The 11070-nt window shown below is 67.6% G+C and carries 15 protein-coding genes; 8 read left to right on the top strand and 7 right to left on the bottom strand.

Annotated elements, in window-relative coordinates:
• Window positions 1-45 precede the first annotated feature (45 nt).
• The 3 genes from QZV94_RS18335 (at window position 46) to QZV94_RS18325 (ending at window position 1760) form a co-directional block, all read left to right on the top strand.
• Entirely contained in the window at window positions 46-636 is a 591-nt protein-coding gene (locus QZV94_RS18335; RefSeq protein WP_293680075.1) for a hypothetical protein, read from the top strand.
• Between the two features lie 54 nt (window positions 637-690).
• Window positions 691-876, top strand: a complete 186-nt coding sequence (locus QZV94_RS18330; RefSeq protein ID WP_293680070.1) for a hypothetical protein — start codon at window positions 691-693, stop codon at window positions 874-876.
• A gap of 269 nt (window positions 877-1145) precedes the next feature.
• Complete coding sequence (locus QZV94_RS18325; RefSeq protein WP_293680067.1) at window positions 1146-1760, top strand: hypothetical protein; 615 nt, start codon at window positions 1146-1148, stop codon at window positions 1758-1760.
• A gap of 20 nt (window positions 1761-1780) precedes the next feature.
• Here the strand turns inward: QZV94_RS18325 and QZV94_RS18320 are convergent, their stop codons facing one another.
• The 4 genes from QZV94_RS18320 to QZV94_RS18305 all read right to left on the bottom strand — a co-directional run bounded on the left by QZV94_RS18320 (window position 1781) and on the right by QZV94_RS18305 (window position 3516).
• A complete protein-coding gene (locus QZV94_RS18320) occupies window positions 1781-1954 on the bottom strand; it encodes a hypothetical protein (protein WP_293680064.1) in 174 nt (57 codons plus the stop codon).
• 85 nt (window positions 1955-2039) lie between these two features.
• On the bottom strand, window positions 2040-2210 hold the full coding sequence (locus QZV94_RS18315) for a hypothetical protein (protein WP_293680062.1): 171 nt from the start codon (window positions 2208-2210) through the stop codon (window positions 2040-2042).
• 15 nt (window positions 2211-2225) lie between these two features.
• Window positions 2226-2492, bottom strand: a complete 267-nt coding sequence (locus QZV94_RS18310) for a hypothetical protein (protein WP_293680059.1) — start codon at window positions 2490-2492, stop codon at window positions 2226-2228.
• A 76-nt stretch (window positions 2493-2568) separates the two neighbouring features.
• The gene (locus QZV94_RS18305; protein WP_293680056.1) at window positions 2569-3516 is read right to left on the bottom strand and encodes an IS1595 family transposase; all 948 of its coding nucleotides are present in this window, start codon (window positions 3514-3516) and stop codon (window positions 2569-2571) included.
• Window positions 3517-3608: 92 nt separating this feature from the next.
• Here QZV94_RS18305 and QZV94_RS18300 point away from each other — a divergent pair, with 92 nt between their 5' ends.
• On the top strand, window positions 3609-3959 hold the full coding sequence (locus QZV94_RS18300; protein ID WP_293680053.1) for a hypothetical protein: 351 nt from the start codon (window positions 3609-3611) through the stop codon (window positions 3957-3959).
• A 620-nt stretch (window positions 3960-4579) separates the two neighbouring features.
• On the opposite strand, the gene QZV94_RS18295 is transcribed toward QZV94_RS18300, so the two are convergent.
• Window positions 4580-5662, bottom strand: coding sequence for an SDR family oxidoreductase (locus tag QZV94_RS18295; RefSeq protein WP_293680048.1), 1083 nt, complete (start codon window positions 5660-5662; stop codon window positions 4580-4582).
• A 142-nt stretch (window positions 5663-5804) separates the two neighbouring features.
• Between QZV94_RS18295 and QZV94_RS18290 the strand changes: the two genes are divergently transcribed.
• Window positions 5805-6761: an alpha/beta hydrolase gene (locus tag QZV94_RS18290; protein ID WP_293680043.1), complete on the top strand. Its 957-nt coding sequence runs from the start codon at window positions 5805-5807 to the stop codon at window positions 6759-6761.
• A gap of 126 nt (window positions 6762-6887) precedes the next feature.
• Here the strand turns inward: QZV94_RS18290 and QZV94_RS18285 are convergent, their stop codons facing one another.
• Window positions 6888-7709, bottom strand: coding sequence for an alpha/beta hydrolase (locus QZV94_RS18285; RefSeq protein ID WP_293680038.1), 822 nt, complete (start codon window positions 7707-7709; stop codon window positions 6888-6890).
• Window positions 7710-7868: 159 nt separating this feature from the next.
• On the opposite strand from QZV94_RS18285, the gene QZV94_RS18280 reads away from it, so the two are divergent.
• The 3 genes from QZV94_RS18280 (at window position 7869) to QZV94_RS18270 (ending at window position 9996) form a co-directional block, all read left to right on the top strand.
• Complete coding sequence (locus QZV94_RS18280; protein ID WP_293680035.1) at window positions 7869-8408, top strand: hypothetical protein; 540 nt, start codon at window positions 7869-7871, stop codon at window positions 8406-8408.
• Window positions 8405-9751 (top strand): hypothetical protein, encoded by a 1347-nt coding sequence (locus QZV94_RS18275; protein ID WP_293680032.1) that lies wholly within the window; start codon window positions 8405-8407, stop codon window positions 9749-9751. Before QZV94_RS18280 ends, QZV94_RS18275 begins: the two co-directional genes overlap by 4 nt.
• A 95-nt stretch (window positions 9752-9846) precedes the next feature.
• Window positions 9847-9996 carry a hypothetical protein gene (locus QZV94_RS18270; protein WP_293680031.1) on the top strand — a complete coding sequence of 50 codons (150 nt, stop codon included), beginning with the start codon at window positions 9847-9849 and terminating at the stop codon, window positions 9994-9996.
• A 67-nt stretch (window positions 9997-10063) separates the two neighbouring features.
• On the opposite strand, the gene QZV94_RS18265 is transcribed toward QZV94_RS18270, so the two are convergent.
• Window positions 10064-10711, bottom strand: coding sequence for a PEPxxWA-CTERM sorting domain-containing protein (locus QZV94_RS18265; protein ID WP_293680029.1), 648 nt, complete (start codon window positions 10709-10711; stop codon window positions 10064-10066).
• Between the last annotated feature and the right edge of the window lie 359 nt (window positions 10712-11070).

The raw sequence follows: 11070 nt of genomic DNA, 5'->3' as shown, positions 1-11070 counted from the left end.
GGTCTACCGGCTGGCCGACGCGGTCGTGGCGCGGGGTGTGCGCGCATGAGAGGTCGCAAGAAGCCGGATCCCGCCGAGGCCGCGCGCGAGCGGCTGATCCGCCAGGAACGGCAGGCCAGGGCGGCGGCGCATGCGCGCGCGGTGGCCGACGGCGTGGCCGAGACGGTGGCCCTGTCGCGGGCGCGCGGCCAAGCGGTGGCCGAGCCGCCGAAGCGGCGCAGCCGCACGGTCTTGCAGCCCTATCGCCGGCAGACCGGGCTGGAGTGGCTGGCCGCCAAGGGCCGGATCGATGCGGCGGCCAGGTCGGCGGGCGAGCACTACGGCGTCGTCTATCGGCGCGCCAAGGCCGAGCAGCCGATCCCCTCGACCCTGGAGGTGACGCCCGGCTGCGGTCCCGGATTCACCCCCGACCTGCAGGCGGTGCTGAAGCACGGGGAGGGGACGCAGGTCGCGCGGCGCAAGCTGGCCGAGTTCCGCCGCCGGCTCTGGCGCCAGGCCGACCTGGTGGCCGCCTGCGACCTGGTCTGCGGCGAGGAGAAGACCCCGCGCGAGGCGGCCGGCGGCGACCGCGACGGGGCGCGCCTGGAGGCGGTGCTGAAGGTGGCGCTGGACATCCTGGCGGCGCCCACCGGCTGACGCGCGCCGGCCCGCCAACTGGAACGGCCAAGCCCGTTTGGCGTTATTTCGCCCATGCAGACCTCCGACCACTATCGCGCCAAGGCCGCCGAAATGCTCCGCCTCGCCGAGACGGCGGCCGGCCCGCACATGCGCAACCACTGGAGCAGCATGGCGGCGCAGTGGACGGGCTTGGCTGAGCGCATGGAGGCCGAGGGCCGAGCCCGCCGGGCAGAGACGCGGGGCGAGCGCGTCGGCTGAGGGTCCCGGATCCAGATCGGCCGCTCATCCCAGCGAACGCCGGGAGCCAGACCTAACTGGATGGCGAGTCGGAGGATCTCAGCAGCCCCAGAAGCCGCCGCCCAGCGACATTCCATCCGGGTCATGTAGACCTTTTGGTACCGGCGTTTCGGTCGCCTTGGTCTGGGGCGGCCATGTAGGTGTTGGCGTTTTGTTCTTCGCGTTGGGCTGCGATTATATACTTTGCAAACAGCCCAGCGCGCTGACATGATCGCGCAACGGGGGACGGCATGGGGCTTATCGAGCAGTTGCAATCCGAGTGGCCTGTGATCCAGCAGGCCCCGCTCACATTCGTTTTGCTGGCGGTCGCCGCGGCGGCGCTCGCCTGGGCAACCTCATCCTGGCTGCACCGCAACCAAATCGGCGACCTAAAGGAGCGCATAGGGCTCAAGGACGACGTGATTACCGACTACAAGCGCAAGCTGGACGGCGCTTCTCCGGATGAAGCTAAAGACCGGATCGCCGCACTTGAGCGCCTTGTTGCTCCCCTGAAGCCGCGCGACCTCACAGACGGACAGGCGCTGACGATTACGAAGGCCATAGCGCCGTTCGCAGGGAGCGTCGTGGAGATCGGCTACTTTCACGGCGACGTTGTCTGTCAGAGCTACGCAGAGAGGCTGCGAGAGGTCTTTCGGGGCGCGGGATGGCGAGCCACCCTGAACATGGTGATAGCTCCAACGCGCAGGGGCATTGGCCTATTCGTGGACCTCAAACCCGCTAGCCCAACAGGCGCGGGAGGATCGCTAATGACGGGGCTGACTGACGCCGGGATCGAGTTCGTTCCCCGCGAGGGCCAGTTCTCCGACGACCTAGTCTGCCGGCTCTTCGTCGGGCCGAAGGCGTGACGGCTTGGGCGCGATCGTCCTCAATCTGCCGCTTTCCTGGCCGCCTCCGCCAAGTGGATCACCATGCCGATCACGCCCGCCAAGATCACACCCAACTTCCACTCGTAGGGCGCCACGAGGAAGAGGATCAGCACCGCAAGGTTCCACGGCCAGATGATCCGCCAGCGCCAAAACTTGGGAGCGCGCTCTGTCACAGCTCGCGGTCCTTCCGCACCATTCGCCATGCAGCGAAGAAGGCGAAGGCTAGCAACAGACCGGCGCACATCCACTGCGTCAGGGTCATCGGTCGTGACTGTCCTTCACCTCGGAGCGCTTGCCGGTGGCCGGGCCTTTGGGCGCGATCTTCCTCACCGTCTCTGCGAAATGCTTCGGGTCCTCGTCCGCCTCTAGCTCGCGGGCCAGGTCGCGGAACTTGTCGAGCTGGGGCTTGTCGGCGGGCGGGTCAGGCATGATGCGAGGGTACGCCTATTGGGGCGGATCCTTGAAGTCCTCCTGCGCCTCGGAGATGCGCTTTGCGCGCTCCGCCCGCTTTAGGAAGATGGCGAGGTATTCCGCCAACTCCGCGTAGCCGTCAGACGTGAGCTGTTCCGGGAAGTTCAGATAGACAGTGCCCTCGGCGAGCGGAAACGCGGCCCGCGCATAAACGAAAGAACCGGCTAGCCCTTCGCGGGGGCTGGCGGCTCTAGGTGGGCCAACTAGATCGGATCCAAACTGGCGGTCGTGCAGTAGCACGGCCGCCTTTCTTTTGGAATCCCTCACCTTCCGGTGAGGCTTCGTCCGCCACCGGGTCCGATGCCGCTTCTTGGGCTTAAGCGGGGGAGGCTCCCCCGCCGTCAGGCCTGCGGTACGTGAGGCGCTTGCCGACCACGCCTTGCAGCGCCCGGATCGCGCGCTGGCTGTCATCCACGCCCAGCGCCACGCGGTAGCTGTAGCGGAAGTCGAACTCCGCCAGATACCGGTGCAGGTGCTTCTTGTAACAGTGCTGACAGACGCCGCGCGTGCCGCGCTTGACGATGCTGAAGCTGCCCTCAACGGTGTTCGTATGGACGAGCGGGTTGAAGCGGCTGACGTACTCGCCTGCGGCATGGTTTGTGTGGCCTTGGCCCGCGAACTGTTCGCCGATCTTCACGTAGTGGCGCGCTTCGTCGGTCATCAGGATCGCCTCGCGGGACAGGTTAGCGGAGACGATTTCGCCTATGGCCTTGGCGCTCACGAAGTCGAGCACGAACGAGCGCTTCTCGCCGGTCGTCCGGTCCACCAGGGACAGCACCTTCATCTTGTGGTTCGCGCCACGGGTGATGGGTTCGCCGGGCTCGACGCCAATGAAGGTCCCGTCGGCTTCGACCATGCCGCCGCCCTCGCCGAACGGGGCAAGCTCTCCCGAACGCATGGCCTCGCGGATGCGGTGGCTTAGGAACCACGCCGTCTTGTACGTGACCTCCAGGGTGCGGTGCAGTTGGTGGCTACTCACGCCCTTCTTGCTGGCGGTCATCAGGAAGATCGCTTGCAGCCACTTGGTCATGGGGAGCTTCGACTCCTCGAAGATCGTACCCATGCGGACGGTGAACTGGCCCTTGCAGTCGCCGCAGCGCTTCAGGCCGAAGCGGACGCGCTTGGCGGCGTTGGGGGTGATCGTGGAAATCCGGCCCGTGCAGCCGCAGTGAGGGCACACCGGGCCGGTCGGCCAGATGATCGCCTCAACGAAGTCGAAGGCGGCTTGTTCGTCGTGGAAGTAGGGGCGGCTGAGAACGGACATGGCGTTGATTCCTTATGAGAATCTTATGCCACCGCTTGCCGTGTTTGCAAAGTATATAATCGCCCGTCGGGGCGCGCTGCGGCTATCGTGTCGTGGCCATGCTTGTAGATGCATCCCGTTTTCCCGCAGGTCTCGACATCGACTACGAGGGCCCGGAGGAGACCGAGGGCCTGCGCGTGCTGCAGGTAGAGGCCAGGGAATTCGTCCAGAACGATAGCAGCAGGCCGATCTCTGACCTGGTGCTCGCATTCGGCGTAGCGCCGATCCTTGCGCTGTTCCTGGTGCGTTTCGACCGCCCTCGAAAACCGGAAGACGCCGAGCGCTGGGCGGTCGTGGGCAATCTGCCTGCGATGCATTTCGAGACGGACGATGCGCCGACGCCCGGCCCTCGCGTTGCAGCTCTATTGTGCGATCGCGCAGGATTGGGCCGACAATGTCCTTGAGGGCCGAGACTTGTCGGAAAGCTATCCCATCGAGGTCGCGCCGACTCGAGAACATGCTGAGATGCTGCTGGGTCGCATCGACTTCATTCGGCGAGAACTCGTCCCGTTGGCCGTGGTCTCGCCCCGACACCCTCACGGAGAAGCGTAGGCGGACAACTGCCCCCCACCGCCATTGCGCCGTGAAACTGCGTGTTCGATTGAGGGAGCCCCCTACAGCGTGACCTCGATTTCGCAGCGGAGGACGGCGCGTCAGCGCCTCTCGGTTTCGACACGAAGACCACGAAGACCACGAAGACCACTAAGGGACATCAGTCGCCCGAGGCCGGGCGCGCCTTGGCGGTCTTCGTGGTCTTCGTGTTCTTCGTGGTCCGACCACAGGCGGCGTGCATTTGTCGTCCATGCCGGGAACCGCTGGGTAGCGGGACCAGAAGCCTTGGAGAGGCGAAGCGGGTCGCTAACGCAGACGCTTGTCGTGCACGGCGCGGAAAACCGCGCACAACCTGTGCGCACGCAGGCTGGCCTTTGACGCCCTTCGGCGTGCCGGGGGGCGTTTTCGGATTGTGAGGCTTCGGTGGCATCCGCAGTGCGTTCGCCCTGCCGCGGTCAAAGCGAGAGGATATCTACCTCGGCAGCACCCGCGTCTGCTGCAGCCGGGCCAGCCACTCCGCGACCATGGTGTTGCTGTCGATGCAGTCGTGGAAGCCCGCTTGGCGGAGCTTGATGGTGCTTTCGAAGAAGGGGGCGGGGGAGGAGAAGGCGGCGTCGGCGAAGGCCCAGGAGGGGCCGACCAACTGGTCTAGGGTATAGGGCAGGAGGTCGTGCTTGCGAACGATCTCGGACCAGATGGGCCCCTTGTCGGCCATCCACGCTTGCAGGGACTGTGGCTGGTCCGGGCCCAGCGCCATGCCGAAGGTCTCGGCGGCGGTTTGCAGGAGGCTGGGGAAGGTGAAGAGGTCGCCGTTGGTGACGTTGAAGATCTCGTTCCGGGCGCCGGCCGCGTCCTGTGACCAGGCGATGGCGCGCGCCAGGAGGCGGGCGTCGGTGGCCTCCGTCGGGGTCGCGGTGCGGCCCGGATAGCTGAGCGGCAGGCCCAGCTCGCGGCAGATGGCGGCGTAGACGCCGATGGGCGAGAGAATGTTGATCGGACTGCCGATCGAGAAGCCCACGATGTACTGCGGCCGGAACACCGTCCAGCTCCAGTGGGAGGCGGCGGCGCGTTCCCGGATGAGGTCTTCCTGGGCCCAGTAGAAGTTGGGGTGGTCGTGGCGCGGCGCCTGTTCCTTGCCGGGGATCGGCACGGGCTCGAGGTGGCAGCCGTAGGCCTTCGCCCCCTGCAGCACCGCGACGTGGCGGAGCCGGGGACCTTCGAGGGCGTCCAGGGTGTTCTCGAGCATGCGGGCGTTGGCCTTGATCTCCTCGTCCTCGCCCCAGGTGTCGTTGCCGCTCGAACGGCCGTGCAAGGCGCAGTAGACGAGGTCGGTGGCGCCCAGGTCGGCCAGCTTGGCCCGGCAGTCGTCGGGATCGGTAAGGTCTACCGAGACAGAGCGCGCGCGCGTCTCGAAGTCGGGCTGGCGGCGAGAGAGGCCCACGACTTCCGTGTCGGGGCGTCCCGCCAGTTCCTCGACCACGGAGCGGCCGACGATGCCGAGGGCGCCGGCGACGACGACCCGCCTGGGGCCGCTTCTGTTTTCTGCAACCGACATCCTGAGCTCCGCGACCTGGCCCGTAACGTCACCCGTTCGTCGCCGCCAAGTCAAAGGAAGCCGGCGGTCACTGTGGCGGCGTGTCGGCATCGCGGCGTTCGGGACGTCCTTGGGATGGAACCCCCAGACCCCGGAGACGGATGTGCCCTCAGCGTTCTCCCACGCCGCCCGCGCCGCCGCGTTGGCGGTCGCGGCGTGCGCCCTCGTGGCGTGCCAGGGGAAGCCCGCCCAGGGCCCGCAGCCGAAAGGACAGGCCACCGTGCAGACCCCGACCCCCATCGCCAGCGGCTATGCCGACGCGGCCGAGGGCCTTCGCGTCCACTATGAGATCTACGGCAAGGGCGAGCCGATCGTGGTGATGGCCGGCGGCTTCGGGGACGCCAGCTCGATGGCCCAGGTGATCGGGCCGCTGTCGCGCGAACGGCAGGTGATCGCCATCGACCTGGAGGGCCACGGCCGCACGGCGCTGCGCGACACGCCGATGAGCCATGAGCGGAACGGCGACGACGTGGCCGCGGTGCTGGGCCACCTGGGGGTCGCCAAGGCCGACGTCGCCGGATACTCGCACGGCGCCGACGCGGCGATCCGGATGGCGATCCAGCACCCGCAGATGGTGCGCAACCTGATCGTCATCTCCACGGCGGCCGAGCGCGACGGTTGGTATCCGGAGAACCTGGAGGCGATGGGGTCGGTGAGCTCCGCCATGGTGGAGGGGTTCCGGCAGAACCCGATAGGCCAGCGGTATGCCGCGGTCGCGCCGCACCCGGAGCAGCTGGGCCTCGTGCTCGACCGGATGGGCGAGCTGATGCGGAAGGACTACGACTGGCGCGACGAGATCGCGGCGCTGCGCGCGCCGACGCTGCTGCTGTTCGCCGACCACGACGCGGTCTCGATCCGGCACATCGCGGAGTTCTTCGCGCTGTTCGGCGGCGGGTTGAAGGATCCGGGCTGGACGGGTGAGCCGCAGTTCTCGCGGGCGCGGCTGGCGATCGTGCCGGGATACACACACTACAACTTCGCGCAGGGGCCGGACGTGGCCCGCGTGATCGAGGGCTACCTGGAGCAACCGACGTCTAAGGCGACGCAGTTTGCGCCGTGACGGGCATGGCGGCGGCGGCGAGTGCGCGGAAGTTCGTATTTTGTTCTTGACACGCTCGCGCGTTTTTAGTAGGTTTCTGTCACTGTTGATGAGTGCGCCTTGGAGGGGTCAGCCGAGTTCGCGAGGTCAGCCGAGTTCGGCCTGCAGGCGTTCGCAGAGTTCGTCGCGCGCCTGGCGCTCCAGCCAGGGGGTGTGGCCGCAGTTCCTGAGCAGCATGAAGTCGAAGGGCGCGGACAGCACGCGGGCGAGCGGTTCGCGGACTCCCTCGGCCGGCGAGGGGTCGAAGTCGCCGTGGATGGCCAGCACCGGGCATTGCACTAGCGCCACCTGGCGCAGCAGCTCGCCGGTGGTCCGCAGGCGCGCCGCCTCGGCCCAGATGCGGTCGAACATCGCCGGGTCGGTCGCGAAGCGGTCCTTGGGCTCCGACTCGGCGTCGTAGTTCTCGACCTTGTCGAACAGGTGGCCGTAGCGATCGAAGAGGGCGCCCTTGTCGATGACGGACGGGTCGTTGAGCTGGGTCTCGACGGTGGCCATCTCGGCCCTTTCCGCCGCGGTCAACCGCGCCTGCCGGGTCGCGCGCATGGTCGCGGCGTAGCGGTCCTCGAGCACGCCGCTGCTGATCAGGACGAGGCGCGCGACCAGGTCGGGGTGGCGCGCCGCGAACAGGAGGCTGAGCCACGCGCCCCACGAGTGGCCGACCAGTACCGCCGGCGCCTGGGCGTGCGCGGCGATCTGGTCGCGTAGTTCCTCGATCAGAGCCGCGATGGAGAGGCGGGTCTGCATGGCCTCGATGACCGGCAGGCGCGGGGCCAGGCGCCGCGCCAGCGGGGCCATCTCGCCGGCCCCGCCCGGGCCACCGTGCACGAGCACGACGCGGTAGGGCGGGGCGGCGTGGAGGCGAACCGTGTCGCTCATCGCTGCGGGGGCCTGCTCCAGGGTCGAGCCCATTTGGAACCGGATTCGAGATATCCGCAACGCGGCCGAGGGGGGGCTCCGGGTCCAACGCCTCGGAGGTGGCACGGCCGCGCCGCCCTCTCCCGGCCTCTGCCACGGCGCGCCGCGCCTGGGAGAGGAGACAATGCACACTCACACGAAAGGACCAACGCCATGGCCAGGAGCCGAGGCGCGCCGACGCGTGCGCGCAAGCCGCAGAAGCCGCGGCCGACGAAGACACCCGACGCCAACGGGCTGGTGAAGTACGCCCGCTATTCGGAGAAGCTGGCCGCCACCGTGATCAATCGGCTGGCGGAGGGGGAGTCCTGGTCGGCGATCTCGCGGGAGCCGGACATGCCCTGCTACTCGAGCCTGTATGTCTGGCGCGCGCGGCATCCGGACTTCGCCGAGGCGCTGGAGATCGCGCGCGAGATGGCCGCCGACCGCAAGGCGGACACGGCGCTGGAGGTGGCGCAGGGCGCCGAGAAGGGCGTGCAGGGCGATCGGCTGCGGGTGACCACCCTGATGCAACAGGCGGCGCTGGACGCGCCCGAGCGCTGGGGCGGCAAGGCGCCGGGGCGGGAACGCGAGGCCCCGGAGCCGGTGGAGATCATCTTCAGCGTGCGGCACTTCGAGCGGGTGGTGGGACCGGACGGTCGCGCCTTCGTCCGCGAACTGCCCGAGGAGGGCGAGATTCCGGAGGGCAAGGCGTGACCAAACAGCAGAGGGTGAGGCTGCCGCTCAGATGGGATCCGCGGGAGCACCAGACCGCACTGTGGGAAGCACTGCTCGGCGGCATCAAGCGTGCCGACGTGGTGGCGCACCGGCGGTGGGGCAAGGACGAGGTGGCGCTGCAATGGGCGGCCTGGTCGGCGCACCATCGGGTCGGCGGCTACTGGCACCTGCTGCCCGAGGCGGCGCAGGGGAAGAAGGCGATCTGGGACGCGGTGAACCCGCACACCGGCAAGCGGCGGATCGAGGAGGCGTTCGCGCCGGAGCTGAACCCCACCTTCAAGGAGAGCGAGATGAAGGTGGAGTTCGGCAACGGCTCCACCTGGCAGGTGCTGGGGAGCGACAACTACAACAGCCTGATGGGGGCCTCGGTGGCCGGCGTGGTGCTGAGCGAGTGGTCGCTGGCCAAGCCGGACGCCTGGACCTTCATCCGCCCGATCCTGTTGGAGAACGACGGCTGGGCGCTGTTCCTGTGGACGCCGCGGGGGCGCAACCACGCGACGCGCGCGTTCGAGAGCCGCAGTTCGCGGCCGGAGTGGTTCACCCAGAAGAGCCCGGCCAGCGAGACGCAGGTGTTCACGCACGCGCAGCTCGAGACCGAGAAGGCCGAGCTGGTGGCCGAGATGGGATCGGTGGAGGAGGGCGAGGCGCGGTTCGCGCAGGAGTACCTGGTGGACTTCGACGCCGCCGCGCCGGGGGCCTACTACGCCTCGCTGCTGGGGGCGGCCGAGCGGGCGGGGCGGATCGGACGCGTCCCGGTGGATCCGGCGCTGCCGGTGGATACCGCCTGGGACCTCGGCATCGACGACTACACCGCCGTCTGGTTCTTCCAGCAGGCCGGGCGCGAGGTGCGGGTGGTCGACTACTACGAGACCAGCGGGCAGGGGCTGGCCGGGGTGGTGCGCGAGGCGCTGGGGACGCGGCCGTGGCTGTGGGGGATCCACCACCTGCCGCACGACGTGATGGTGCGCGAACTGGGGACCGGGCGCTCGCGCTACGAGACCCTGACGTCGCTGGGGCTTTCGCGGATCAGCGTGGGGGTGGCGGCCGATCCCGAGGAGCGGGTGAACGCGGCCCGCCTGATGATCCCCATGTGCTGGTTCGACGCGGAGCGGTGCGCGGTGGGGCTGGAGCGGCTGCGGGGCTATCGCAAGCGGTGGAGCCGGGCCACGCTGAGCTATGCCGGGCCGCTGCACGACCAGGCCAGCCACGGGGCCGACGCGTTCGGCGAATTCGCGCTGAACCGGCGCGGCGCGGCCGTGGCGCGGCCGGCGGCTCCGCCGGCGCGGCGGCCAGTCGGCGGAGGGCTCGGCTGGATGGGCTGAGCCCGCTCCAGTCAAGTTAACGTATTGCCTTGATGAGCCGTTAAGCGTGTTGATCTAAAACAGCTTTTCGGGGACCCCGTGGTAGGAGGTCGCGGATGATCGAGTATGTGCGGCACGCGATGGAGATCGCATACTTGCGCCAGGTGATCGACCTGGCCGTGGCCCATCCGGTGGGCGCCGTCGCCACGCTGGTGGTCACGTGCCTCTACTTCAACCTGATGTTCTCCGGACCGCGCGCCTACTGAGCTGCCGTTGATGGTGGGGGAGGATCCAAGCTGCCTTGGATCCGAGGTTTCGGACTATGCGCCCGCCTTAAGAATGACCATGACCAGCAGCGCCGGCAGGTGAGAAGGCTTCATTCCTGCGCCGACGATTTCGCAACATGCCGCCGATTGCGCCGAACCCAGCGATCATCATTGTCCAGCTTGCAGGCTCGGGCGCCGTGGCCACAAAGCGATTGCCATCGATACGGACGCCGATGGCCGAGGCGGCAGATGATGGGTCGTTGAGAGTCCAGCTACTTCCGGTGCTGAAGGCATATTGAGGCAGAGGGTTTGGCGCGAACCCCTTCATGAAGTTGCCGTTTCCGGAGTTGGAGAACCCGACCCAGTAAGATCCAGCATCCAGCTGCCATTTCTGACCGAAGACCCCCTGCCATGCGCCGGCTGAGGACAGGATCGCAAAGTTCGCTGAGGATAGAGCGTTTGACGCCGCCGGGACGGCTGCATCGCTATATATCGTGATCGTTCCGACGCTATCTAGCCCCGAGATGAAACCTTCGACTGAGGTTACCTCAAGTGCTGACGTAAGTGTAAAGTACCCAGCCAAGCTCTGGGAGTTCGACAACTGTATATCGTTTGCAAGTGGCGTACCCGTATCGACCGCAAAATTAGCCGCGGCAGGGCTTGAGATCACGGCGACGCTGACAAAGCCAGCAAGACCGGTCATGTATTTATGCATACCAGATACTTCTATTGGGGGGCCCACGGCCGTTGCGGCCCAGGGCGCCGCAAAGCAACCCGGCGCAGCCATTGTGGGTCAGCCGGGACCGCGCGCACAGATGTCGCGCGATGCATCGTGATGCATCGCGATGCGCTGCTACGCCGAGCCGCGGCGCCGACGCTGGGCAGGCCGAATAAATGTTCGTATTTTGTTCTTGACACTCTCGCGCGTTTTTAGTAGGTTTCTGTCAGCGTTGATGAGTGCGCCCGCCGAGGCGGGCTGGGCTGAGCCTCCGGCGCCGTTAGCTTTGTCTCGCAGCGGATCTGTTATCCCCGGGAGGGAGCACTGCCTCAGATGCTCGCGCTGGTTTCCCCGGC

This window comes from uncultured Phenylobacterium sp. (assembly GCF_902826855.1).
Classification (GTDB): Bacteria; Pseudomonadota; Alphaproteobacteria; order Caulobacterales; family Caulobacteraceae; genus Phenylobacterium.
Note: the sequence above shows the minus strand (reverse complement) of the source record. Positions and strands in the feature narration are given on the sequence as shown.

Coding starts and splice junctions, on each gene's coding strand:
- QZV94_RS18335 (WP_293680075.1), top strand. CDS start 46: ATGAGAGGTCGCAAGAAGCCGGATCCCGCCGAGGCCGCGCGCGAGCGG.
- QZV94_RS18330 (WP_293680070.1), top strand. CDS start 691: ATGCAGACCTCCGACCACTATCGCGCCAAGGCCGCCGAAATGCTCCGC.
- QZV94_RS18325 (WP_293680067.1), top strand. CDS start 1,146: ATGGGGCTTATCGAGCAGTTGCAATCCGAGTGGCCTGTGATCCAGCAG.
- QZV94_RS18315 (WP_293680062.1), bottom strand. CDS start 2,210: ATGCCTGACCCGCCCGCCGACAAGCCCCAGCTCGACAAGTTCCGCGAC.
- QZV94_RS18305 (WP_293680056.1), bottom strand. CDS start 3,516: ATGTCCGTTCTCAGCCGCCCCTACTTCCACGACGAACAAGCCGCCTTC.
- QZV94_RS18295 (WP_293680048.1), bottom strand. CDS start 5,662: ATGTCGGTTGCAGAAAACAGAAGCGGCCCCAGGCGGGTCGTCGTCGCC.
- QZV94_RS18285 (WP_293680038.1), bottom strand. CDS start 7,709: ATGGGCTCGACCCTGGAGCAGGCCCCCGCAGCGATGAGCGACACGGTT.
- QZV94_RS18280 (WP_293680035.1), top strand. CDS start 7,869: ATGGCCAGGAGCCGAGGCGCGCCGACGCGTGCGCGCAAGCCGCAGAAG.
- QZV94_RS18270 (WP_293680031.1), top strand. CDS start 9,847: ATGATCGAGTATGTGCGGCACGCGATGGAGATCGCATACTTGCGCCAG.
- QZV94_RS18265 (WP_293680029.1), bottom strand. CDS start 10,711: ATGCATAAATACATGACCGGTCTTGCTGGCTTTGTCAGCGTCGCCGTG.